Genomic DNA, 23,216 nt, shown 5'->3' on the forward strand with positions numbered 1-23,216 from the left:
GTATGCTAGTACCTTTTATCATTGAAACAGAGCATCTTTAACATGTCCCGATATGTTAAAGATGCTTTTTTTATTGGCAAATAAGAAAGGCGAGAACTTTCTTCATGAAAGCGAGCGATACCATCATAAAAAAGAAAGGGTGGGGGAGATGAAAAAAGGAAAAATTTTAGTCGTCGGGTTTGGTCCCGGGGATGAAGCACATATGACTTTTCGCGCAAGAGAAGCCATCGTCGAAGCCGATATGGTCATCGGTTATAAGACGTATATGGACCTTGTCAGTCATTTAATCAAAGGAAAAGCCATCATCCGTACTGGAATGACAGAAGAAGTGACGAGAGCGCAAGAAGCCGTAAAGGAAGCAGAACAAGGGAAAACGGTTGCGGTGATTTCCAGTGGGGATGCTGGCTTGTATGGGATGGCAGGACTCGTCTATGAAGTATTAATGGATAAAGGATGGAAAGAGGAAGAAGGGATTTCTGTTGAAGTGATTCCAGGAATAACCGCCTTAAACTCATGTGCCGCCCTCCTTGGTGCCCCGGTTATGCATGACGCGTGTACGATTAGTTTAAGCGACCATTTAACGCCGTGGGAATTAATAGAAAAACGAGTCGAAGCAGCGGCACAGGCGGATTTTGTTATTGCGCTATATAATCCGAAAAGCGGAAGGAGAACGCGTCAAATTGAAGAAACCCAACGTATTTTACTAAAATATCGAGATCCGAAAACTCCTGTTGGTCTTGTAAAAAGTGCTTATCGTGAAAGACAACATATCGTGATGACGAATCTGGAAGACATGTTAAATCATGAAATAGGGATGTTGACAACGGTTATCATAGGGAACAATTCTACTTTTTATTATGATGGCAAAATGATTACACCACGAGGTTATCAACGAAAATATACGCTCGGGGAAGAAAAACAACAGTTAAAACCTTCCGAACGATTAAAACCAGAAACAGAACCGTGGGCATTACACGGCGGAAAAAAAGAGAACTTGCCAAAGTTTGAAAAAAAAAACTCTCTTCCCGCCGCGATAGCCAATGAAGCATTGAACATTGTGACAACAGCAAAAACTGATGAAATGTTTAAACAAACACCTATTTTTGAATTTGCTGTTTCGCCGGGGGTATGGGAAAAATCAATGAGTGCCTCTCAACTAGCGATGCTCGCTGAAATCGTAGGAGACAATGGAGAAGTGCGTTATACGCCCGATCATTACTTACAAGTTTCTGTTGAAACCGACTCCCCGGAAGAAATAACTGCCCGTTTGGAAAGGGAAGGATGGGAACTTTCTCCCGTTGGAAATGTTGTCCACGTGAAAGGATGTGACTTTTGTGACGGGGAGAAAAAGGAAAGCATTCCTTATGCCGCGGAAATAAAACAAAAACTTGAAGGTCTGAAAGTTCCCAAGATTTTAAAAATAGGGTTTAACGGCTGTGGAATGGCATGTTATGGAGCGGTAACCGATGACATTGGTATCGTGTATCGCCGCGGTGCTTTCGATGTCTTTTTAGGAGCGAAATCGATTGGTAGAAATGCCCACACCGGTCAACCGGTAGTGGAAGGATTAGTAAAAGACGAATTAGTCGATTTAATTGTTAACATCGTCATGGAGTACAAGGAAAAAGGGTTACCGAATGAACGGTTTTATAAATTTTTTAAACGAGTGCAACAAATTCAAGGGTTTCAATATCAAGAAATGTACACGCCAGTGGAAGTAAATAATCCGTGTGAATAAGAAGGTGACGGGATGAAAGCAATTTTGTTTGTTGGGCATGGCAGTCCGAAAGAAAAAGGAAATAAAGAGACGTTACAATTTATTGAAGGATTAAAAGAGAAATGGAATTTCCCCTTGATTGAATCTTGTTTTCTTGAACATGCACGTCCGACGATAGCGGAAGGAATTGAAACGTGTGTAACCAAAGGGGCAACCCATGTGGCGCTCATTCCAATCATGTTTTTACCGGCGGGTCATTCAAAGATTCATATTCCACATGAAATTGACGAGGCAAAAAAGAAATATCCATCCGTGCGGTTTACATACGGAAAGCCGATTGGGGTACATGCCGAAGTCGTCGATCTTTTAGCAGATAAAGTGAGAAAAGAAGTTGGTATCCGTGCCCCTGAAAATACCTCCCTCGTTCTCATCGGACGTGGAAGCAGTGAACCAGATACGAACAGTGAAGTGTACAAACTTGGTCGACTGTTGTCTGAAAAAATAGAACATGTCCCGGTAGAGGTGTCTTTTATTGGGGTGACGGTGCCTACGGTAGAAGAAGCAGTCGAGCGCCAAATTGCTTTAGGAAAAAAGAATGTGATTTTCGTTCCGTGTTTTTTCTTTAGTGGCATTTTGATGGACCGAGTATATGATAAAGTTCGTCAATTTCAAGAGATTTATCCTCATGGGGACTTTCAAACAACGTCGACGGTTGGTTTTCACCCTCGCTTAGAAATGGTGCTCTTTGAGAGGGTACAAGAAGCATTAGACGGAGAAGCGTTTTTAAACTGCGACATGTGTCAATATCGTTTATTTGCGGTGGAACATATGGAAGGTGTCCATCATCACCATCATCATCACGATCATTCTTAGTGGAGGGTGTTGAATGATTTTTATGCTAGCAGGTACAAGTGATGCAAAAGAATTAGCCGAAAAACTCAAAGAAGATGGCGAGGAAATCGTTGCCTCGGTTGTGACGGAAGAAGCGGCAAAAAAATTAACAACAAGTGGGATTCGCACAAGGATTGGTCGACTAACGGATAACGAAATGTTGCAAGCGCTGAAGGAGGAACGAGCGCTCGCTCTTCTCGATGCTTCCCATCCTTTTGCCGAAGAAGCTTCCCGAAACGCCATCGAGGCGGCGAAACGAGCGGAGATTCCGTACATTCGCTATGAGCGTCACTCCATTCATACGTATGACAAGCAAGTGACAAAAGTGGCGAGTTACGAAGAAGCGGCTGATCTTGCTTCCAAAAAAGGTGGAACGGTTTTTCTTACCACTGGGAGTAAAACGTTAGCCACGTTCGTCAAGGTGTTGCTTCCAAATAAAAACGTACGCATGATTTGTCGCATGCTTCCTCGCATTGAAAATATGGAAAAGTGTCAACAACTTGGAATTGAGCAAAAAAATATTGTCGCGATGCAAGGTCCTTTTTCGAAAGAATTAAATCTTGCCTTGTATAAACAGTTCGACACGGACGTGGTCGTTACAAAAGAAAGTGGAAAAGAAGGCTCCTTTGATGAAAAAGTGACGGCGGCGTTAGAGTTAGGGCTTGATGTCATTTTAATTGAGCGTCCTCGGATTTCCTATGGTACCGTCTTTCACACCGAACAAGAAGTCCGAAACTATGTGAAAAATATGATGAAAGAAGGGGTATAAATGGACTTTCAAACAAACTTTCAACCGTTAACGGTACAACCGATGGAAATTGAAGGAAAAAGCTTTGAAATTATTACGGAAGAATTAGGCGAACATTCTTTTACAGCGGAACAATATCCAGTAGTACAACGCATCATTCACGCTTCGGCGGATTTTGAATTAGGAAGAAGCGTCGTGTTTCATCCGGATGCGGTGAGAGCGGGTGTCCATGCGATATTAGCGGGAAAAGACGTCGTTTGTGACGTGCAGATGATTCAATCGGGAATTAGCAAGCAAAAATTAAAAAAGTTTGGTGGAGAAACGAAAGTGTACATTTCAGACGAAGATGTGGTGGAAGAAGCAAAACGTTTGAATACGACCCGGGCCATTGTTTCCATGAGAAAAGCCGTCAAAGAATCGGAGGGGGCCATCTTTGCGATCGGGAATGCTCCTACTGCTTTACTTGAACTCATTCGTTTAATTAAAACAGGGAAAGCAAAACCTAGTTTAGTCGTTGGGATGCCGGTGGGATTTGTATCGGCAGAAGAGTCAAAAGAGGAGTTAAGAAAATTAGATATTCCGTTTATTACGAACGTAGGAAGAAAAGGAGGGAGCCCTGTGACAGTGGCAGCGGTGAATGCTCTGATTCGAATTGCAGAAGCGCAGGTGACATCCAATGAAAAAGAAACCACCTAAAGATCCGAAAGATTTACGGCACGGTTATACGACAGGAGCAAATGCAACCGCTGCAGCGAAAGCGGCCATCATTAGCTTAGCAACGCAGCAGAAAGTAATGTCTACGGAGATTGTTCTTCCCATTGGTGAAAAAGTAACTTTTCATATGAAAGATGTAATTGTCCATAAAGATAAAGCGATCGCTTCTGTTATTAAAGATGCGGGAGATGATCCGGATGCTACCCATCTTGCCGAAATCGTGGCGACGGTTACTTGGAATGATGAACTCGTCATTGATGGTGGGGTTGGGGTCGGTCGCGTGACAAAAACAGGCTTACCAGTTCCAGTGGGAGAAGCAGCAATTAATCCTGTTCCGCGAAAAATGTTACGGGAGATGGCGGAAGAACAACTCCAGCGTTTTGGCAAAAAAGGGGTGACCATTATCATTTCCGTTCCTGAAGGGGAGAAAATCGCAGAAAAAACGTTAAACGCTCGCCTCGGAATTATCGGTGGTATTTCTATTTTAGGAACACGGGGGACGGTCGTGCCTTTTTCCACTGCCGCTTTTCGAGCGAGTATCGCCCAAGCAATTACCGTTGCAACCAAAAACGATCAGTCCCATATTGTTTTATCTACAGGAGGAAGAAGTGAAAAGTATGCGAGAACCCTTTTTCCTCATTTGTCAGAAGAAGCGTTTGTCGAGATGGGAGACTTTGTCGGTTTTAGTTTAAAACAATGCAAAGCAAGAAAAGTGAAACGGGCCACGCTTGTCGGGATGATGGGAAAGTTTTCAAAAGTGGCGCAAGGAATAATGATGGTACACTCCCGGAGCGCTCCGGTAGATTTTGGCTTTTTACGTCAAATGGCTGTGGAAGCAGGAGCGCCAGAAGCATTAGCAAAGGAAGTAGGAGAAGCAAATACAGCGACAGAAGCAGGAAACCTCATGAAAGAAGCGGGATTTAATTCGTTTTTCACCTTGTTATGTAAGAAAGCGGGAAAAGCGGGATACGATCACGTCAGTGGAGGACTTGAAGTGGAAGTCGTGTTAATGACGATGAAAAATGAGCTGCTTGGCCGTTACGTGTACGGTGGTGAAAGGTATGAGGAGGAGTCATCATGACAATGAAAGTGATTGGTGTAGGAGAAGATGGACGAGCAAATCTTCTTCCAATCTATGAAAAATGGATTCAAAGAAGTGAACGGCTCGTTGGTGGGAAGCGACTTCTTTCCTTTTTTCCGGAATATAAAGGAGAAAAGATGGTGCTCGAAGGGGGGTTAAAACAAACGATAGTAAGACTAGCGCAGGATCCGAAAGAAACGGTCCTTCTTGCTTCCGGGGATCCCCTCTTTTATGGCATCGGAAGCTATGTTGCAAAAAAGCTAGAAAACGTGGAAATTTATCCAGCACTAAGTAGCATTCAACTGGCCTTTGCCAGAATGAAAGAAAGTTGGCAAGATGCCTATTTCGTCAGTGTGCACGGGCGCTCCATGAAAGGACTTGCCCAAAAAATAAATGGAAGGAAAAAAGTGTGCCTTCTAACCGATGAAGAAAACACACCAGCGGCGATTGCACAATATTTACTCGATTTTGAAATGGAAGAATACACTCTTTTTATCGCAGAAAATGTCGGGGGAGAGAAAGAAAAAACGGGATGGTTTACGTTACACGAAGCAATCAACTATGACGCTTCTCCCCTAAACGTTGTTATTCTCCGTGCAGAGCATCCTCCAAAGCGACTTCCCTTTGGCTTTCCAGATGAATTGTTTAAACAACGAAAACCGGATAGAGGATTAATCACGAAAAAAGAAGTGAGAGCGCTCAGTCTTTCAGAACTCTCTTTACAAGAAGATAGCGTCGTCTGGGACATTGGCACATGCACGGGGTCCGTTGCAATTGAAGCGGCGTACATCGCTCGCGAAGGACAAGTGTATGCCATTGAAAAAAATGAAGCGGATATACAATTTGCGAAGGAAAATGCGAAAAAATTCCGAACAGACATCCACTTTTATCACGGAAAAGCCCCAGAGATGTTAGATACATGGCCTGACCCGGATCGGGTGTTTATCGGAGGAACAGGGGGAAATATCGAAACATTGCTATCCCTTTGCGTACGGAAGTTAAAAAGTGACGGAAGAATCGTGCTCAACGCAGCGACGATTGAAACTCTTTATCAAGCAATGGACATCTTTTCGTCTTTAGACTGTGAAGTAAACGTGACGATGGCCCATATCGCCCGAAGTAAAAAAATATTACATATGACTCGCTTTGAAGGATTAAATCCAGTCTACATCGTGACAGCGAGAAAAAAGGAGAGAGAAGGGTGACGACTTACGGAAAAGTTACTGGTGTTGGAATTGGTCCTGGAGACCCTGAACTGTTAACGATTAAAGCGTTTCGTGCTATCAAAGAAGCGGATGTTGTTGCGTACCCGAAAAAAAAGCGGGGAGCAAATAGTTACGCATACGAAATCATTTCTCCATATAAAGAAGTCATCAAAGAAGAGTTACCTCTCGTTTTTCCGATGACGAAAGAAAAAGATGTGTTAGAAAGAGAGTGGAAACGAATCGCAGATGAATTGTTTTTACACGTGAAAGAAGGGAAAAATATCGCTTTTGTCACGGAAGGAGACCCGATGCTCTACAGTACGTTTATTCATTTATTAAAAACGATGCGACGCTTTTATCCGAAAGTACCGCTTTCCTCCATTCCCGGTGTTTCTTCTACGACCGCTGTTGCGTCTACTTTTTTAATTCCTTTTGCAGATGGAGATGAAGAAGTCGCCGTTATTCCAGCGACGGAAAACCGAGAGAAAATGAAAGAAGCGATAGAAACACACGATAGCATCGTTTTTATAAAAGTTGCGAAAGTACTGCCAATGATGGTGGAAATATTAGAAGAGTTAAATTTACTTTCGTCTGCGGTTGTCGCAACGAAAGTGACGTCTGAACAGGAAATATTGTGGCGAGATGTCGAGGAGCTTCGCTACGCGGAGTTAGAATATTTAACGCTCATGATGGTACGAAAAGAAAGAAACGAGGTGTTCGTATGACGCAGCCACTTGTTCACATGATTGGAGCGGGGCCAGGAGATCCGGAACTTATTACAGTGAAAGGAAAAAAACTAATTGAAGAAGCGGATCTCATTCTTTACACCGATTCCCTCGTCAACCCGGAACTGTTTACAAACGTAAAAGAAGGAGCGGTCGTGAAAAAAAGTGCCGGGATGCATTTAGATGAACTAGTCGACATCATGGCAGAAGCGGCATTACAGGGGAAGAAAGTGGCGCGAGTTCATACGGGAGACCCATCGGTGTATGGAGCAATTTTCGAACAGATGAAAAAATTAGCGGAAAGAGGCATTGATACAAAAATTATTCCCGGAGTGAGTGCAGCATTTGCCGCTGCCGCTAGCGCAAAATTAGAATTAACCGTGCCAGAGCTCACTCAAACCGTCATTTTAACCCGCGCGGAAGGAAGAACGCCGATGCCGGAGAAAGAAAAGCTTGTCGACCTTGCTCGTCATCAATGCAGTATCGCGCTCTTTCTCAGTGCGACGTTAATCAAAAAAGTAGTTGCGTCTTTTTTAGAGGCGGGCTGGACGAAAGAAGATGCGGTTGTCGTTGTCTATAAAGCAAGCTGGCCAGATGAAATCGTTCTCCGCACGACGCTTGGACGTCTTCAAGAAGATATGAGAAAACATCGTATTACGAAACAAGCGATGGTCATTGTCAGTAAAGCTGCAGACGAGAAAAGATTACAATCCGGAAATTTTGAATCAAAACTATATGATAAAACCTTTACTCACGGATATCGCAAAGGAGAAAAAGTATATGAATAACATCGCAGCAGTTTCCATTACAAAACATGGAACAGAACTCGTCCGAAAGCTACACACTCATATGCCGGAAATAGACGTTTATTATATGAAAAAATTTGCCAAAGGAGACGAAGAAGAAAAAGGTTTTACGTTGTTTGAAGGTTCTGTAAAACACCAATTTCCCGATATGTTTAAGCGATATGACGGGATGATCATGGTCATATCGTTAGGGGCAGTCATTCGCATGATTAGCCCATTGTTAGTAGACAAAAAAACGGATCCAGCTGTTGTCGTTATTGATGATAAAGGGGAATTTGCTATCAGTGTTATTTCTGGGCATTTAGGGGGAGCAAATGCATTAACGAAAAAAGTGGCAGAGACACTGCAAGCAACTCCCGTTATTACAACGGCATCAGACGTACAACAAACAATTCCGGTTGACATTTTTGGCAAATCGTTCGGTTGGGTTCCAGAGGATTTTACTCACGTAGTAGAAGCAAGTGCCGCCGTCGTTAATGAAGAGCCGGTCATTATCGTCCAAGAGTCGGGAGAGACCGATTGGTGGGCGTACGATAAACCACTTCCTTCCAACTTGAAAGTAATTCACGATTGGGACGAAGTAAAAAATACGAACGCCAATGCCGCTCTCGTTATTACCCATCGACATTTAAGCGAAAAAGAAAAACAAATGTTGCCAACAGCGACGATGGTGTATCGACCGAAAGTGATTCACCTCGGAATAGGTTGTAATCGCGGTACATCAGCAGAGGAAATCGAAAATGCCATTTTGACGACGTTGGAAAAGTTATCATTATCTCCTTTATCGGTAAAAGCGATTGCGTCCATTGATTTAAAAAAGGACGAAGAAGGACTCTTACAAGTGTGCGAAAAATACGAGTGGGATTTTCGTTATTACGCTCCCGAGAAATTAAATACAATGCCGATAAAAAACCCGTCGGACGTTGTCTACAAATATACCGGTGCATACGGAGTAAGTGAACCAGCTGCCATGATATCTTCAGGGAATGAAGAGCTATTGTTAGAAAAAGAGAAATCAGGAAATGTGACGATTTCCATTGCAATTGAACGCCATGAATGAAAGGAAGCAAACATATGAGTGCAAGAATTGTTATCGCTGGAACGGCAAGCGGTGCGGGAAAAACAACGGTTGCCATTGGATTAATGGCTGCTTTAAAAGAAAAAGGACTGATTGTACAAGGATTTAAATGCGGTCCAGACTACATCGACCCAACCTATCATACGGCAGTTACAAACCGCCCTTCTCGCAATTTAGATAGTTGGATGTTAGAAAGAGACACGTTAAAAGACGTGTTTCAACGCGGGGTGAAGGGCGCCGATATCGCGGTGATTGAAGGAGTCATGGGGTTATACGATGGGAAAAGTCCGGAGTCAGATGTTGGAAGTACGGCGGAAATTAGTCACATCGTGGACGCTCCGGTTCTTCTTGTCGTCAACATTGGTGCGATGGCTCGCAGTGCAGCAGCGATTGTGAAAGGATTTCAAACATTGTCGGAACACGTACACATTGGTGGCGTCATCGTCAACCAAGCGGGAAGTGTTGGACATTACGAACTGTGCAAGCGTGCAATAGAAAAAGAATGCAACGTTCCGGTAGTAGGATATGTAAAAAAAGGAGACGTACTAACAATTCCAGAGCGCCATTTAGGGCTTCTCCCAGCAATTGAGCGAGGAGAATTGGACGAATTTTTTCACCAACTGTCCAGAACGATTGCCAGCCAAGTGGATCTCGACCAAGTGATAGATATTGCCCGACGCTCGTCGCCATTCCAAGGAGGGAGTACTATTTCTATTCCTTCCAACAAAAAAGCTCGAATTGCGGTTGCTTACGATGCTGCTTTTCACAGTTACTATCAAGAAAACTTTGAATTTCTAGAAGAAGCGGGTGCAGAACTCGTTTATTTTAGTCCGCTACAAGGAGAAACGTTACCAGAAGAATGCGACGCCCTTTACATCGGCGGGGCATTACCGGAAGAGTACGTAAAAACGCTATCCGAACAAGAACACGTGAAGCAATCGATCCGTCAAAAGGTCATCGAGGAACAGATGCCTGTCTATGCCGAAGGAGGGGGGTTCTTTTATTTACTTGAATCGTTTAAAACGACCGCCGGGACATCCCATTCCATGCTTGGAATTATTCGCGGAGCGGCAGAAATGAAAGAAAAGCTAGTCACTCTCGGTTACCGTGAATTAACTGCGAGAGAAGACACGATGATTTTGCGAGCGGGAGAAAAAGCGAGGGGGCATGAGTTTCGATACGTCACTTACGAAATGATGGAAGAAAATAAACGAGCCTATGGAGTAGTGACACGAAAGCGCTCAGAGCAAGTGGGGTATTCGTCCCAACATATTACAGCTTCTTCTATCCACGTCCATTTCGGTTCCAATAAAGAAATAGCGAAACGTTTTGTAACAGTGGCAGAAAAGTGGAAGAAAGAGCGGGAGGGGAAAATATGAAAACAGGATACGTCTATTTAACAGGAGCGGGCCCGGGAGATCCAAAACTACTTACAATCAAAGCATTAGAGTCTATCAAAGAATCGGATGTCATCATCTACGACCGGCTTGTGAATGAAGAGATTTTAAAAGAATGTAAGGAGGGAGCGGAGCTTATTTATGCGGGAAAATTCCCGAAAAATCATACGTTACGCCAAGAACAAATTCATGCTTTGTTAGGTGAAAAAGCAAAAGAAGGAAAAATTGTTACTCGTTTAAAAGGAGGGGATCCTTTCGTTTTTGGTCGGGGAGGAGAAGAAGCAGTTTATTTAAGAGAGAGAGGAATTCCTTTTGAAATTATTCCAGGGGTAACAGCTGGCATTGCGGCTCCTGCTTATGCAGGAATCCCGGTGACTCATCGCGATTTTGGCGGAACATTTGCTGTCGTAACTGGTCATTACTCGAAACAGCGAAAAAAAGAAATGTGGGAAGCTTTAGCAAAAGGAATAGACACCGTCATCTTTTATATGGGAATGAGCGAATTAAGAGAAATCACAGCGATGTTAATAAAGTATGGAAAAGACAGGGAAACACCAGCTGCGGTCATTGAATGGGGAACAACCGAGAAACAAAAAACTGTCGCTACCACTCTTTGTAATTTAGCAGATGAAGTGAAAAAAAATGGATTGAAAAACCCGGCCATCGTCATTGTCGGAGAAGTCGTTCAGCTTCATAATCATATTCCATGGTTTCAGAAAGAAGGGATAGTTCTTTGAAGGGACAGTCTATCGCTGAAGAAAAAATGTACAGTGAGGAAAAAAGGGACCCATTCCCACAAATTTGTCTAGGACTATTCATTCTCGCTTGTGGTGCATTTATTTTATCCATTATGTTAGGGTCTGCACATATTTCGGCAAGTACCATTATTTCTCTATTTGTCGATCTCATCACAGGAAAGAAAACAATCTCTAACATGAGTGCCACGGATCACATCATTTGGAGTTTGCGGTTACCGCGTACGATGTTAGCTTTCATTGTGGGAGCAGGTCTGGCGATGGTTGGTGTGGCCATTCAAGCACTCGTAAAAAATCCACTGGCTGACCCGTACATATTAGGTATTTCTTCCGGTGCATCGGTAGGGGCGACACTTGTGATATTAACCGGTGCCTTTTCTTTCTTCGGTACGTACAGTGTAGCCGGGGCAGCGTTTATTGGAGCCCTTTTAACCGTTATTCTCGTTTATTTACTTGCACAGGAAAAGTTTTTTATATCGACGCCGCGTTTATTATTATCTGGTGTGGCGGTGTCGATGATGCTCAGTGCCTGTACGAGCTTTTTAGTCATGTCCAACCCACGTGCGGAAGGAATTCAGACGGCTCTATATTGGATGTTAGGAAGTTTCGGTGGAGCGAGTCTTGAGATGCTGTGGATACCGTTTCTTAGCGTTTGTATTGGGTATATCTTTCTTTTCGCCAATTATCGCTCTCTCAACGTGTTAGTAACAGGTGTGGAGACTGCTACTTCCCTCGGCTTACACGTTCCTACTTTTCGATTGCTTCTAATTGTTGTCACAGCGCTTGTTACGGGAGTGCTCGTTTCCGTAAGTGGAGCCATTGGATTTGTCGGTCTTATGATTCCCCATATGGCTCGTATGATGATTGGCGCAGATCATAGAAGGCTCATACCGATTAGTGCTTTCATGGGGGGAACGTTTATGGTGATGGCAGATATCGTAGCGAGAATTGTCGTAGCACCGGAAGAATTGCCTGTCGGTATCATTACGGCCATTTGTGGAGGTCCTTTTTTTATTTGGTTACTGAAAAGAAGCAAATATGTCATCTAGGAGGATCACAGATGAGAAAACAAGTGATTTTTTTGCTCACACTATTATTTGTCGTGATAGGAGCTGCCTGTCAAACAGAAACAGAAGGAGTAGTGGAGACGAGTGAAAATGAACCAATTGTTGTGATGAACGGAGATAAAAAACTTGCATTTGAACAGCCACCAAGGCGAGCAATCTCAGTGAATCAGCACGTTACGGAAGTGATGCTCGCGCTCGGATTGGAAGAACACATGATTGGAACTGCTTTTTTAGATGACGAGATTCATCCTGATTATCAAGAACCATATGAAAATATACCGGTTTTAGCGGATCACTATCCATCGAAAGAAATTATTTTAAAAGAAGAACCAGATTTTGTATATGCTGGTTGGGAGAGCGCCTTTACAGAAGATGCAGTAGGGAGTAGAGAAGATTTACACGCGATTCAAATCGGCACGTACTTACAAGAATCATCGAATATGGTAAATCCGCAATTAGAAGATGTCTTTCAAGATATTCGAAATATCGGAACTATTTTCCAAGTGGAAGATCGAGCTGAAGCACTCATTCGTGATATGACCGAAAAAATAGAAAAAACGAAAGAAAAAATACCAGAACAGGATACACCGAAAAAAGTTTTCGTGTATGATAGTGGAGAAGATGCTCCCCTGACAGCAACGCAAAACATTTTAAACACATTAATTACGATGGCAGAAGCAAAGAATATTTTTGGCGATATTGAAAAAGGTTGGGCAACGGTGAGCTGGGAAGGAGTCGCTGAACATAATCCTGATGAAATCATCATTATTGATTACGGTGAGACAAGTGTAGAAGATAAGATGGCATTTTTAGAAAATCACCCGATGATGGCACAATTAGACGCTGTGCAAAATAAACGTTATACAGTGATTCCCTTATCTGTAGCCTCAGAAGGAATAAGAGTTCCTGAAGCTTTTGAGAAAATAGTGGATGGCATTTACCGAGAGGAATGAGTGTGAGAAGATGCATCACTTTCCTTTATATATGGATATAAGAGAGCGAAAAGTTGTCGTCGTAGGAGGCGGGAAAGTCGCTTATCGAAAAGTGAATAAATTGTTAGCAACAGGGGCACATATTACTGTCGTTTCTCCGTCTCTTTGCGCCCCTCTTTTTGAATTATATAGCAATCACTTCATTCAATGGATTCAAGCAAAATGTCAAGAAAACCATCTCCGGGATGCTTTTTTGATTATATCTGCCTCGGGAAGTAAAGAAGCGCAAGAGATGATAAAAAATACTACTCAAAAGTTTCAATTAGTAAATGGTGCTGACAATCCATCCATTGGAAATGTCATTTTTCCAGCAGTGTTTGAAGAAGGGGATGTGAGCGTGGCTATTTCTACCGGGGGGAGCTCACCTACTCGTGCAAAAAAGTTAAAGAATCTATTAAAAGAACTTTTTAAAAAAGTAAAAGACAACTAAAAAAGGGTTGAAATAGAAGAAAAAAAGAAATATCATTGTATTTGAATAGTTTGTGAGATTTTAGCGACGAAATAATAAACGTTTTATGAATCAAAAGTGAAAATAGGGCGTCTTTTAGCAGGCGTCTTTCTCTATGTCAAAGTACGTGAAAAATATCACAAAAAAAACTAACGTACTATGATGATATTATTATAATAAATGGATGTGATGATGTTGGTAGCGAAACCGCATATAGTGATTTTAGGCGCTGGTTACGGAGGAATCGTAACAGTAAAAAGAATTGCGAAACAGTTGAGCACCAATGATGCAAACATAACACTGATTAGTAAACACGATTATCATTATCAAACGACTTGGTTACATGAACCAGCAGCAGGTACCCTTCATCATGATCGTACAAGAATGAAAATTGCTGATTTAATTCCTAGCCATGTTCAGTTTATTGAAGATGAAGTAGTGGAAATTCACCCGAAGGAAAACAAAGTGTCATTAAAGAACAATGAGCAAGTGACATACGATTATTTAGTAACTGCTTTAGGTTCTGTTGCCGAAACTTTTGGGGTAGAAGGCGTTTATGAATATGCGTTTAATAAATGGACATTAAACGGTGCGCGAGAGCTAAGGGAACATACGGAATATATGTTCGCTAAATATAACAATGAACAAAAGGAAGAATATTTAACTTTTGTTGTAGCTGGAGCTGGTTTTACAGGAATTGAATATATTGGGGAGCTTAGTGAGCGTTTGCCCGAGCTATGCAAAGAGTTTGATGTGCCGATGAACAAGGTAAAAATGTATGTCATAGAAGCGGCTCCAACGGCTTTACCAGGTTTTGATCCGGAACTTGTCGAATACGCGATGAATTTATTAGAAAACCGCGGAGTAGAGTTTAAGATTAACATGCCGATTAGTAAAGTTACCGAAGACGGGGTTATTTTAAAGGACGGTACGGAAATTAAAGCTGGCACGGTTATTTGGGCGACAGGTGTACGTGGTAACCCGGTCATTGAAAAATCAGGCTTTGAAAATATGCGGGGTCGCGTCAAAGTAACCAAAGATTTAAGAGCACCCGATTATGATAATGTATTTATTATCGGAGATTGTTCGCTTGTTATTAATGAACAAACAGATCGACCATATCCTCCGACTGCTCAAATTGCTACGCAACAAGCAGAAGTAGCAGCGAGAAACTTAGCCAATTTAGTAAAAGGACGCCCGCTGGAAGAATTTCAACCAGACATTAAAGGAACGGTCGCCTCTCTTGGTGGAAAAGAAGCGATTGGAGTGATTGGAGATAAAAAGGTATTTGGATTTTCTGCGAATTTCATGAAAAAAATGATTGATAATCGTTCGTTATGGATGATCGGTGGCACTGGACTTGTCATTAAAAAAGGAAAAAATCCATTTTAATCTTCCTGCACGCACAATTCGATCGAATTGTGCGTTTTTGTTCATTGACAAAATCTTTTTTCTTTCGGTATTCTAAAGGTTGATAACCAGGGGGTGTATCGTAGTGACTGGGATTGGCAGCTTGCCACAATTAATTATATCCATGATGTTATTCTTGTTGCTTTTTTTTGGAATTGGCTTCTTAATTAATATGGTATTACGTTCCACATGGCTGATGGCAATCGTTTATCCGGTTATCGTTATTTTTATTATTGATGATGTCGAAATGTTTGATTATATATTCTCACCTGCTTCTTCTTTTCAAGCATTAGGAGAAAGTTTTATGGCACTGAAAATGGTAGATATTCTCATATTGTCGAGTGGAATGATTGGAGCAATTGTCGCCGGTATTGTCATCAAAATGTTACGGGTGAGAGGCTATCAAATGTTTTAATTGAAGTTGCGAAATGAATCAAATCGCGAAGGGGGCAATACCCTCCCTAAAACATCCGACAGTGCATCCTACTGTTGGATGTTTTTCATGGTTATGGAGGTTATCTTTCAATAACAAGTTTTATGGATCTTTTATATTTCTTTAGCGAAAACAAGTCCTATGAAAGATGATGGGGCTTATTTTTACACCGTTCATATGACTCTTTCTAAATGGAACACTTTTTTATCTTTTAACAAGTAAAAACTGTCTCATCACGAACATTCATCCTCTTAAGGAGAATCATTCAAACAAAGATGTCAAATGATCATGGGACTTTTCTATCCGCTATCTAAAGAAGTAAAGGTCTCATCATCTTTTACGTAAAGGCTGAAGAATTTTTTTGAATATTTTTATTGTCGTTTGGACATGCTTGGTTGGTGAGAGGAGTGATCTTTTTGAAAAGGTCCGTTCTATTGATACGCCGCACGAGCATGTCCATTTTATCTTGTATAGCAGCGGTTGTTACAATCTCCCACGTGGCAAATGTGAAACTGTCAGAAGTACCAAATTACTTATATGAATATATGATGGATGATTTGATCAATCATCCATCAGTAACGGAAACAACAACAAAAGAACGTGCCCATTATCCGAAAACGTTCCCTCATTCTTTCACGGAAGAAGTGACCACTTTCTTAGAAGAAGAAGGGGAAACAAAAGTAGTGACTGCCACCGGATATACAGCAGGTTATGAATCGACAGGGAAAACGGAAGACCATCCCGCTTACGGAATTACACATTCGGGTGTGCAAGTTCGCCGAGACTTTGTTTCCACCATTGCAGCAGACCCTGATATATTTCCCATTGGCACGCTGTTATATGTTCCCGGTTACGGTTACGCAGTAGTTGCCGATACAGGATCTGCGATTAAAGGAAATAAAATTGATTTATATTATGAAACGGTGGAAGACGTATACAATGAATGGGGGAAAAAAGACGTCGAGGTGTATGTTTTAAAACGAGGAAATGGAACATTGAAAGAAGAAGAAATAAAAGCTTTCAATGAAGAAGGTCTGTTGCCGGTACTCCAGCAACAGTCTTCTTCTAAAAACCCAACCTAAGGGATACGGTTTTCTCGTAAGAGCGGATCTCCTTGTTGGGGAGATGGGAATACGTCTGGATGAAGGAGATGAGCGAGCTTTTCAATTCCTTTCAATAGTCGCGGAGAAGGCCGGCAGAAAAGTGATTCTTCTAACAGATAGATACGTTGATGTTGGAGAGCATCAAGCTCTTTCCAACCTTCCCGTTTATATAGCAGTTCTGGATTCATTTTGTTTGTTTGTACGCCGACCCATACGAGACAAATATGGTCGGGATTTCGTCCTTTGACATCCTCCCAATCCGTCTGTACATTTGCTTCTTCATAATCATCAAAAATGTTTTTCCCACCAGCTAGTTCACTCACAGTAGATAACCAGTTTCCACCTCCTGGAGTAAAGACTGGCTTCGGCCACCATTCCCAATATAGAGAAGTTGGCGTGCATTGCTTTGCTTTTTCTTTATAAAAAGCAATGAATTGATCAAAAGCAGCAACCAATTGCTCTGCTCTTTTCAATGTATCAGTTGCTTCACCGAAAAATAGTAAATCTTTCCGAACATCTGCTAACGTATCAGGACCTGATACAACGTATGGTAACTGGCGTTTTTTCAACTCTTCAATGTTTTTTTCCATACCTGGAACGCTGAGAGAAGCAAGGACGAGATCGGGTTTTAACGCTTCTACTTTGTCCATGTCAATAGAAATATCCGGACCAACTCGTGGTAAGTGGGTTACTTTTTCAGGCCAATCTGAGTAATCATCAATACCGACTAGTTGATCTGCAAATCCTAAATAATGAGCGACTTCTGTGTTACTAGGACAAAGGGATACAATTCTCATTGAACCACTCCTTTCTACGTTACAAAATGTTGTCCGATTAATGTGATGACAATGCCTAGTAGTCCTCCGAAAAACACTTCAATCGGTTGATGTCCAAGCAATTCTTTTAATTCTTCTCTCTTTTCTGTTTCTTCTTTTTGCTGCCACAATTTCGCTTCCTTCACAAATTTATTAAAGTCTTCAACCAGTTGGTTTAACACGGTAGCGTGATAACCTGCATGGCGACGAATACCCGTCGCATCGAACATGACAATGACACCAAAAACAGCACAAATCGCAAAAAGAGAAGAGTCAAAACCATGCTCGAGACCAATTGCAGTAGATACAGAAGTAACAGCAGCCGAATGGGAGCTAGGCATCCCGCCTGTACTAGTTACGAGTGTAAAATCCCATTTTTTTGTTGTCATATACGCTAAAGGCACTTTGACACCTTGAGCAAGAAAAATGGAAATTAAAGTAATCCAAAGCGGGAAATTGTGGAATAATTCCATAAGTTTAGTACGTCCTTTCAACGTCTAGTTAGGTGAAAACTGTCTATTCAGTAGCATTCATTATACCATAAGGAAGGTAAGAAAGAAGAGAGGTTGAAGGGAAATCTTTTTTTCAATTTCGAGGTATCTGCTGTTGTTACAGGAATGTTACAGTTAACTCTACCTCAGTGATGCTTACCCGGTATATTACCTCAATATCAAAAAATATGAAGGTTATATCAATTTGAATTCATTTATTTTATTCAGTATTATTTAAATTATTCTAATTATTTACGGTAACTTCGGTTTGTTTTGACTTTTGCCAGGATGGGTGTGAAAAAATGAAAGTCATTTCTTTTTTAGATTCGATGTTAAGAAAAGTGGAAGAAATTATTTTGAGTTTTTCAATTATTCTTATAACTGTGATGGTTGCTGGAAATACGATTAGTCGAAATGTGACGGGAAAAAGTTGGGCATTTACAGAAGAGGTTAGTCAGCTTGCTTTGTTTATGGCCACTTTTATGGGGATTAGTTATGTAGCGAGAAAAGGACGACACATAAGCATGTCGGCTTTCTTTGATAACGTTCCTTTCAAATTACGGAAAGCGTTGGCGTTACTTATCCCTTTGACCACAGGAATCATCTTACTCGTATTTGCATACTATTCCTACCAATATGTTCAGACCGTGATCGATGCCGGTAGGGTGAGTTCAGCGTTGCGTTTTCCATATTATTTGATGGTCATGTGGGCGCCAATCGGCTTCACGCTGGGGGCATTGCAGTTCTTTAGAAACTTTTGGATAAATGTAAAACATAAAGATGTGTATCTTGCAACCGAACGAAAAGATTATGATACGGATGAAGATATTGAACAATCTACTTCTATCTAATAAAAAACACAGAATAGTGGGGAAATGCGATGGTCTTATTACTATTATCTGTTATGATCATTTTCTTATTTTTAGGATATCCGATGATGATACCGCTCATGTTAGCGCCTCTGCTCGTTGTTCTTATTTTCTTTCCAAATGTAGAGCCTTTTTTTATGGTGCAACAAATGTTAGAAGGTATCTCGAATTATGCGTTATTAGCAGTTCCTTTATTTATTTTTGCCGCAGATATTATGTCGATGGGAAGAACGTCCAATCGACTCCTAGACTTTATCGGTGCTTTTATCGGTCATTTACGCGGGGGCTATGCGATTACGACGGCAGCTGCTTGTACTCTATTTGGAGCAATTTCCGGTTCTACGCAAGCGACCGTAGTAGCCATCGGAAAGCCGATGAGAGAACGGTTATTAAAAGTTGGTTATAAAGACTCCACTGCGATTGCATTTATTATCAACGCGAGTGATGTTTCCTTACTGATACCACCAAGTATTGGAATGATTATTTATGGAATTACTTCGGGGACGCCAATTGGTGATTTGTTTATCGCCGGAATTGGCCCGGGAATTTTGATTTTTTTATTTTTTGCAGTTTACGGGTATATTCATGCTAAAGTCGTTGACATTCCATTAGCTGAGAAGGCGACATGGAGTGAACGGTTTCACTTTACTCGGAAAGCAATCTTGCCATTGTTATTCCCGGTTATTATAGTTGGAGGAATTTATTCAGGATTTTTTACAGCAACAGAAGCAGCGGCGATTTCAGTGTTATATGCCCTTTTACTTGAGCTTGTCATTTATCGCTCTTTCAGTATACGGGAGTTACCAAAAGTGGCGTTATCGACGGGTCTTGTTACTTCTGCAGTTTTCATCTTAGTTGCAGGAGGGCAAGCATTTGCGTGGGCTATTCAATACGCTCGGATTCCACACATGATTACTGATACATTTTTATCCGGAGATCCAGGACCCATCTATGTACTAGTTGTCGTGTCCATATTTTTCTTTATAGGTTGTATGTTTGTGGATCCTATTGTCGTTATTTTAATCCTTACCCCAATTTTTGCACCGGTTGCTCAGCAAGCTGGGGTAGATCCGATTCATCTCGGTGTCATTATTACATTCCAAGCAGCACTTGGGTCAGCCACACCTCCTTTTGGAGTAGACATATTTACAGCCAGTGCTGTGTTTAATCGAACATACATTGATACGATTAGAGGAACACCACCTTTTATCATCATGTTGTTTATTGTTGCTGTGTTACTCATTATCTTTCCTGAGATTTCTCTATTCCTCTTATAAAAAGAGGAATTTGAGAATAGATTTGAATTTTTTGAAGGGGGACGAATATGTGAAAAAAAGAAAGTTTAGGTGGTTAGCGACTACCGCCCTAGTGTCATCATTATTTTTAGCCGCTTGTGGTGGTGGAAATGATGCAGCCACGGACAAAGGCGCTGACGGGGAAGGAGAAGAATCTTACACATGGCGCTTCGTCACTGAAGAATACGATGGTCAAGTGCAATATGAATATGCAAAAGAGTTTGCAAATCGATTAGAAGAAAAATCAGATGGTCGAATTCAATTTGAATTATACGAATTTGGCGGACTGGGAAGTGAATTTGACCAAGTGGAACAACTTCAAAGTGGAGCGGTTGAATTTGCCATCGTTTCGCCAGGGTTTACAGGAACAATGGTCGATGAAGGACAAATTTTCTCGCTTCAGTTCTTACTCCCGGAGGATCAAGAACAAGTACATGAATTGTTAAATACAAGCGAAGCATTAAACGAAGACTTAGCCGCGCTCTATGAAGAAAACAATATTAAGCCATTGGCTTTTTGGACAGAAGGGTTTACTCAGTGGACCGGTAATACGCCATTGATTGAGCCTTCTGATTTTGAAGGAGTTAAATTCCGGACACAAGATTCACCGTTAAATCAACGCTCTTATGAAGCATATGGTGCCAGTCCATCCGTTATGAGTGCTGGGGACTTATACTCTGCTTTACAACAAGGAACGGTCGATGCACAAGAAAATCCAATTTTCTTTATTGCAGATTCTTCCTACCATGAAGTACAAGATTATATGACCATTTCTAACCATAATAGCTATGTAGCGATGACGACCGTGAATCCAACTTTCTACAATAACCTTCCGGAAGACATTCAAGCGTTAATTGAAGAGACGGTGGAAGAAATGCGCCCAGTTGGTTTTGAAATCCAAGATGAATTAAATAAAGAATTGCTCTCTGAAATTGAAAACGATGAAGAAAATCCGACAGAAGTAACAGAATTAACTTCTGAACAACGAGATGCGTTTCGCGAACTTGCGATGCCGCTTCGTGACTTCTATCGTGAAAACGGAGGAGAACAAGCAGGAGCAATTTTAGACAAATTAGAACAAGAGATTGCTGAAATTACAGGCGAAGAATAAAGGCTATAAAGGAGGGACTTTGCGTTGTTAGCAAAGTCCCTTTTATGAGGCTGTTTGTTTTGTTTCTGCTAAATGATGCGTACGCATACGAAGTAATTTCGGTATGGAGACAGCGGTGAGAATTGTTAATATTATATCTTTCACAAGCGGTAAAGCCATCCATAACCATACCATCGAATAGGAAAAACCATCCGGTGCGTCTGCAATCCACAAGTAAGCGAAATACATATAATTCGTACCGATCATATAATTTAATGCAAGACCGATAAAAGCGACGAAAAATGCATAAGATGTAACGATCTTCTTTTTCTTTTCAATCATTTTACCAACAACAAAAGCAACGACAATAAAAGAAAGTATAAATCCAAAGGTTGGGCTCACGAGGGCTCGCACTCCACCAGAAAAACCGGCAAACACCGGCATACCGACAAGACCAACCAGCGCATAAATTGTCATGGATAAAGCCCCGAGTCGACTTCCAAGAAGGGCACCTGCTATAATAGCGATGATAGATTGTAATGTAATTGGCACGCCACCTATGACGAGATATGAAGTAACATTTGCTCCAATTCCCATAAGGGCAGCAAATAGTGCGGCGTAAATGAGCTGAATCGGTTTCCAATGCATTACTACATGTTCCTTTCTTTTTCTTTTGTATTATCATACGGGGAAAGGGTCTTATTTGTCAACTTGTTTTTTAAATATGTTAACAATAGTTTCGTTTCATAGTTAGTGAAGTTGGGAGGGATTTTCCTGGAACGAGAACCGTTTTATATTATTGCACACCGAGGGTATGCCCCAAAATCCATTCATGAAAATACGTTGGAAGCTTTTGATGAAGCGGTACGTTTCCAAGCTTCCATGATTGAAACAGATATTCGCATCTTAAAAGATGGAACGCTTGTTTGTGCGCATGACTCGACTTGGCAAGGAATCTTATTAAAGGACATGACCTATGACGAGTGGACGGAAAAAACATTCACAAAAGAAGGTTGGCGACCACCTACGCTAAAAGAAGTGTTAAAACGTTATCAACATACTGTTCCCTTGAATCTAGAAATTAAAGATGTAGGGATAGAAGAGAAAGTGCTCATGGAGTTGGAAGGGTATCAAGGGAAAGAATTATGGATTTCTTCCTTTGAAGATGATGTGATACGTCGTATGAAAGAACTGAATAGCGGTGTAAAAACAGCTCTCGTTGTTGGCAGGTCCGTGTTAAAAAAACGGCCGAAACATCTTTCTTATTGGGATGATTATTTTCCTGAAAGACGGTTGAGATTGGCAAAAGCTGATGCCGTATGTCCCCATTATTTATTAGTGAATCAGTCTTTTGTTGAAAGGATGAAAAAAGAAAGTTATCCGATTTATGCTTGGACCGTCAATCAATTAGAGCGAATGAAAAAATTGAAATCTTACGGAATTAACGGACTATTTACGGATCAACTGACGACTGCCATGAAAATACTTCAGTAAGAAAAATCGTTAGGGAAACGAAACGTATCCCTTGTATATAAAGTGGGATTCAAGGTATCATCACATTATAAGGTGTTTTAAAAAGGAGTGGTAACGTGGCTCGCGTAGAAAGTTTTGAATTGGATCATACTATCGTAAAAGCCCCATACGTTCGACATGCCGGTGTACAAAAAGTAGGATCTGACGGAGTGGTGAATAAGTATGACATTCGTTTTTGTCAACCGAACAAAGATCATTTAGAACCGCCAGTGATTCACACATTGGAGCATTTCTTAGCGTTGAACATTCGTCGTTTCGCAGAAGACTACGATCATTTTGAAGTGATTGATTTATCTCCAATGGGCTGCCAAACAGGTTTTTATTTAATTGTTAGTGGAGAACCGACAATCGATGAGTTGCTGGATGTGTTGGAAAAAACGATGAATTACTCTTTAGATTTCGAAGAAGTACCAGCGGCAACGGAGAAGCAATGTGGGCAAGCGAAATTGCACAGCTTAGAAGGAGCCAAATCTTGGATGAAATATTGGTTAAAACAAGATAAGGAAGAACTAAAGCAAGTATTTTAAAAAGGCCGGCACTAGTATCCATCCCA

25 protein-coding genes are annotated in these 23,216 nt (G+C 41.4%); 22 read left to right on the top strand and 3 right to left on the bottom strand.

Annotation, left to right across the window (positions count from 1 at the left end; all coding sequences use genetic code 11):
• Window positions 1–148: 148 nt before the first annotated feature.
• The 17 genes from cobJ to GJS40_RS06665 all read left to right on the top strand — a co-directional run bounded on the left by cobJ (window position 149) and on the right by GJS40_RS06665 (window position 16,549).
• Window positions 149–1,738 (top strand): precorrin-3B C(17)-methyltransferase, encoded by a 1,590-nt coding sequence (gene cobJ, locus GJS40_RS06585; protein WP_270897083.1) that lies wholly within the window; start codon window positions 149–151, stop codon window positions 1,736–1,738.
• Between the two features lie 12 nt (window positions 1,739–1,750).
• On the top strand, window positions 1,751–2,590 hold the full coding sequence (locus GJS40_RS06590) for a sirohydrochlorin chelatase (protein ID WP_270897085.1): 840 nt from the start codon (window positions 1,751–1,753) through the stop codon (window positions 2,588–2,590).
• 13 nt (window positions 2,591–2,603) lie between these two features.
• Window positions 2,604–3,377 carry a precorrin-6A reductase gene (gene cobK, locus GJS40_RS06595; RefSeq protein ID WP_270897087.1) on the top strand — a complete coding sequence of 258 codons (774 nt, stop codon included), beginning with the start codon at window positions 2,604–2,606 and terminating at the stop codon, window positions 3,375–3,377.
• The gene (locus GJS40_RS06600) at window positions 3,378–4,052 is read left to right on the top strand and encodes a precorrin-8X methylmutase (protein ID WP_270897089.1); all 675 of its coding nucleotides are present in this window, start codon (window positions 3,378–3,380) and stop codon (window positions 4,050–4,052) included.
• Window positions 4,033–5,151, top strand: a complete 1,119-nt coding sequence (locus tag GJS40_RS06605; protein ID WP_270897091.1) for a cobalt-precorrin-5B (C(1))-methyltransferase — start codon at window positions 4,033–4,035, stop codon at window positions 5,149–5,151. Before GJS40_RS06600 ends, GJS40_RS06605 begins: the two co-directional genes overlap by 20 nt.
• Window positions 5,148–6,356: a precorrin-6y C5,15-methyltransferase (decarboxylating) subunit CbiE gene (cbiE, locus tag GJS40_RS06610; RefSeq protein ID WP_270897092.1), complete on the top strand. Its 1,209-nt coding sequence runs from the start codon at window positions 5,148–5,150 to the stop codon at window positions 6,354–6,356. The genes GJS40_RS06605 and cbiE overlap by 4 nt, the downstream gene beginning before the upstream one ends.
• Window positions 6,353–7,081, top strand: coding sequence for a precorrin-2 C(20)-methyltransferase (cobI, locus tag GJS40_RS06615; protein ID WP_270897094.1), 729 nt, complete (start codon window positions 6,353–6,355; stop codon window positions 7,079–7,081). The genes cbiE and cobI overlap by 4 nt, the downstream gene beginning before the upstream one ends.
• Window positions 7,078–7,869: a precorrin-4 C(11)-methyltransferase gene (gene cobM / locus GJS40_RS06620; RefSeq protein WP_270897096.1), complete on the top strand. Its 792-nt coding sequence runs from the start codon at window positions 7,078–7,080 to the stop codon at window positions 7,867–7,869. Before cobI ends, cobM begins: the two co-directional genes overlap by 4 nt.
• Window positions 7,862–8,947 carry a cobalt-precorrin 5A hydrolase gene (locus tag GJS40_RS06625; RefSeq protein ID WP_270897098.1) on the top strand — a complete coding sequence of 362 codons (1,086 nt, stop codon included), beginning with the start codon at window positions 7,862–7,864 and terminating at the stop codon, window positions 8,945–8,947. Before cobM ends, GJS40_RS06625 begins: the two co-directional genes overlap by 8 nt.
• A gap of 14 nt (window positions 8,948–8,961) precedes the next feature.
• The gene (locus GJS40_RS06630; RefSeq protein WP_270897099.1) at window positions 8,962–10,344 is read left to right on the top strand and encodes a cobyrinate a,c-diamide synthase; all 1,383 of its coding nucleotides are present in this window, start codon (window positions 8,962–8,964) and stop codon (window positions 10,342–10,344) included.
• The gene (gene cobA / locus GJS40_RS06635; protein WP_270897100.1) at window positions 10,341–11,099 is read left to right on the top strand and encodes a uroporphyrinogen-III C-methyltransferase; all 759 of its coding nucleotides are present in this window, start codon (window positions 10,341–10,343) and stop codon (window positions 11,097–11,099) included. The genes GJS40_RS06630 and cobA overlap by 4 nt, the downstream gene beginning before the upstream one ends.
• The gene (locus GJS40_RS06640) at window positions 11,096–12,166 is read left to right on the top strand and encodes a FecCD family ABC transporter permease (protein ID WP_270897101.1); all 1,071 of its coding nucleotides are present in this window, start codon (window positions 11,096–11,098) and stop codon (window positions 12,164–12,166) included. Before cobA ends, GJS40_RS06640 begins: the two co-directional genes overlap by 4 nt.
• 11 nt (window positions 12,167–12,177) lie before the next feature.
• Window positions 12,178–13,137 carry an ABC transporter substrate-binding protein gene (locus tag GJS40_RS06645; protein ID WP_270897102.1) on the top strand — a complete coding sequence of 320 codons (960 nt, stop codon included), beginning with the start codon at window positions 12,178–12,180 and terminating at the stop codon, window positions 13,135–13,137.
• A 10-nt stretch (window positions 13,138–13,147) separates the two neighbouring features.
• Window positions 13,148–13,606: a precorrin-2 dehydrogenase/sirohydrochlorin ferrochelatase family protein gene (locus GJS40_RS06650; RefSeq protein ID WP_270897103.1), complete on the top strand. Its 459-nt coding sequence runs from the start codon at window positions 13,148–13,150 to the stop codon at window positions 13,604–13,606.
• A gap of 207 nt (window positions 13,607–13,813) precedes the next feature.
• Window positions 13,814–15,016, top strand: coding sequence for an NAD(P)/FAD-dependent oxidoreductase (locus GJS40_RS06655; protein ID WP_270897104.1), 1,203 nt, complete (start codon window positions 13,814–13,816; stop codon window positions 15,014–15,016).
• 103 nt (window positions 15,017–15,119) lie between these two features.
• A complete protein-coding gene (locus tag GJS40_RS06660; RefSeq protein ID WP_270897105.1) occupies window positions 15,120–15,449 on the top strand; it encodes a YuiB family protein in 330 nt (109 codons plus the stop codon).
• A gap of 425 nt (window positions 15,450–15,874) precedes the next feature.
• Complete coding sequence (locus tag GJS40_RS06665; RefSeq protein WP_408629372.1) at window positions 15,875–16,549, top strand: 3D domain-containing protein; 675 nt, start codon at window positions 15,875–15,877, stop codon at window positions 16,547–16,549.
• Here GJS40_RS06665 and GJS40_RS06670 read toward each other — a convergent pair.
• Together GJS40_RS06670 and GJS40_RS06675 are read right to left on the bottom strand one after the other, a co-directional pair.
• Window positions 16,546–17,367: a cobalamin-binding protein gene (locus tag GJS40_RS06670; protein ID WP_270897108.1), complete on the bottom strand. Its 822-nt coding sequence runs from the start codon at window positions 17,365–17,367 to the stop codon at window positions 16,546–16,548. The genes GJS40_RS06665 and GJS40_RS06670 overlap by 4 nt on opposite strands.
• A gap of 14 nt (window positions 17,368–17,381) precedes the next feature.
• Window positions 17,382–17,858, bottom strand: coding sequence for a divergent PAP2 family protein (locus tag GJS40_RS06675; protein ID WP_270897109.1), 477 nt, complete (start codon window positions 17,856–17,858; stop codon window positions 17,382–17,384).
• 320 nt (window positions 17,859–18,178) lie between these two features.
• Here GJS40_RS06675 and GJS40_RS06680 point away from each other — a divergent pair, with 320 nt between their 5' ends.
• From GJS40_RS06680 to GJS40_RS06690, 3 genes are read left to right on the top strand one after another with little or no spacing between them, the layout of a single operon-like run.
• Window positions 18,179–18,727 carry a TRAP transporter small permease gene (locus tag GJS40_RS06680; protein ID WP_270897110.1) on the top strand — a complete coding sequence of 183 codons (549 nt, stop codon included), beginning with the start codon at window positions 18,179–18,181 and terminating at the stop codon, window positions 18,725–18,727.
• Window positions 18,728–18,756: 29 nt separating this feature from the next.
• A complete protein-coding gene (locus GJS40_RS06685; RefSeq protein ID WP_270897111.1) occupies window positions 18,757–20,022 on the top strand; it encodes a TRAP transporter large permease in 1,266 nt (421 codons plus the stop codon).
• A 49-nt stretch (window positions 20,023–20,071) separates the two neighbouring features.
• Entirely contained in the window at window positions 20,072–21,151 is a 1,080-nt protein-coding gene (locus tag GJS40_RS06690; protein WP_270897112.1) for a DctP family TRAP transporter solute-binding subunit, read from the top strand.
• Between the two features lie 42 nt (window positions 21,152–21,193).
• On the opposite strand, the gene GJS40_RS06695 is transcribed toward GJS40_RS06690, so the two are convergent.
• Complete coding sequence (locus tag GJS40_RS06695; protein WP_270897113.1) at window positions 21,194–21,778, bottom strand: biotin transporter BioY; 585 nt, start codon at window positions 21,776–21,778, stop codon at window positions 21,194–21,196.
• A gap of 111 nt (window positions 21,779–21,889) precedes the next feature.
• Between GJS40_RS06695 and GJS40_RS06700 the strand changes: the two genes are divergently transcribed.
• Together GJS40_RS06700 and GJS40_RS06705 are read left to right on the top strand one after the other, a co-directional pair.
• On the top strand, window positions 21,890–22,624 hold the full coding sequence (locus GJS40_RS06700; protein WP_270897114.1) for a glycerophosphodiester phosphodiesterase: 735 nt from the start codon (window positions 21,890–21,892) through the stop codon (window positions 22,622–22,624).
• A gap of 95 nt (window positions 22,625–22,719) precedes the next feature.
• On the top strand, window positions 22,720–23,190 hold the full coding sequence (locus GJS40_RS06705) for an S-ribosylhomocysteine lyase (RefSeq protein ID WP_270897115.1): 471 nt from the start codon (window positions 22,720–22,722) through the stop codon (window positions 23,188–23,190).
• Window positions 23,191–23,216 lie beyond the last annotated feature (26 nt).

The organism is Aliibacillus thermotolerans, assembly GCF_027853235.1.
In the GTDB taxonomy this organism is placed as follows: Bacteria; Bacillota; Bacilli; order Bacillales; family Marinococcaceae; genus Aliibacillus; species Aliibacillus thermotolerans.

What these genes read in the sequence shown, in the direction of transcription:
- cobJ (WP_270897083.1), top strand. Translation starts at nt 149, where the DNA reads ATGAAAAAAGGAAAAATTTTAGTCGTCGGGTTTGGTCCCGGGGATGAA.
- GJS40_RS06590 (WP_270897085.1), top strand. Translation starts at nt 1,751, where the DNA reads ATGAAAGCAATTTTGTTTGTTGGGCATGGCAGTCCGAAAGAAAAAGGA.
- cobK (WP_270897087.1), top strand. Translation starts at nt 2,604, where the DNA reads ATGATTTTTATGCTAGCAGGTACAAGTGATGCAAAAGAATTAGCCGAA.
- GJS40_RS06600 (WP_270897089.1), top strand. Translation starts at nt 3,378, where the DNA reads ATGGACTTTCAAACAAACTTTCAACCGTTAACGGTACAACCGATGGAA.
- GJS40_RS06605 (WP_270897091.1), top strand. Translation starts at nt 4,033, where the DNA reads ATGAAAAAGAAACCACCTAAAGATCCGAAAGATTTACGGCACGGTTAT.
- cbiE (WP_270897092.1), top strand. Translation starts at nt 5,148, where the DNA reads ATGACAATGAAAGTGATTGGTGTAGGAGAAGATGGACGAGCAAATCTT.
- cobM (WP_270897096.1), top strand. Translation starts at nt 7,078, where the DNA reads ATGACGCAGCCACTTGTTCACATGATTGGAGCGGGGCCAGGAGATCCG.
- GJS40_RS06625 (WP_270897098.1), top strand. Translation starts at nt 7,862, where the DNA reads ATGAATAACATCGCAGCAGTTTCCATTACAAAACATGGAACAGAACTC.
- GJS40_RS06630 (WP_270897099.1), top strand. Translation starts at nt 8,962, where the DNA reads ATGAGTGCAAGAATTGTTATCGCTGGAACGGCAAGCGGTGCGGGAAAA.
- cobA (WP_270897100.1), top strand. Translation starts at nt 10,341, where the DNA reads ATGAAAACAGGATACGTCTATTTAACAGGAGCGGGCCCGGGAGATCCA.
- GJS40_RS06645 (WP_270897102.1), top strand. Translation starts at nt 12,178, where the DNA reads ATGAGAAAACAAGTGATTTTTTTGCTCACACTATTATTTGTCGTGATA.
- GJS40_RS06650 (WP_270897103.1), top strand. Translation starts at nt 13,148, where the DNA reads ATGCATCACTTTCCTTTATATATGGATATAAGAGAGCGAAAAGTTGTC.
- GJS40_RS06655 (WP_270897104.1), top strand. Translation starts at nt 13,814, where the DNA reads ATGATGTTGGTAGCGAAACCGCATATAGTGATTTTAGGCGCTGGTTAC.
- GJS40_RS06670 (WP_270897108.1), bottom strand. Translation starts at nt 17,367, where the DNA reads ATGAGAATTGTATCCCTTTGTCCTAGTAACACAGAAGTCGCTCATTAT.
- GJS40_RS06675 (WP_270897109.1), bottom strand. Translation starts at nt 17,858, where the DNA reads ATGGAATTATTCCACAATTTCCCGCTTTGGATTACTTTAATTTCCATT.
- GJS40_RS06680 (WP_270897110.1), top strand. Translation starts at nt 18,179, where the DNA reads ATGAAAGTCATTTCTTTTTTAGATTCGATGTTAAGAAAAGTGGAAGAA.
- GJS40_RS06685 (WP_270897111.1), top strand. Translation starts at nt 18,757, where the DNA reads ATGGTCTTATTACTATTATCTGTTATGATCATTTTCTTATTTTTAGGA.
- GJS40_RS06695 (WP_270897113.1), bottom strand. Translation starts at nt 21,778, where the DNA reads ATGCATTGGAAACCGATTCAGCTCATTTACGCCGCACTATTTGCTGCC.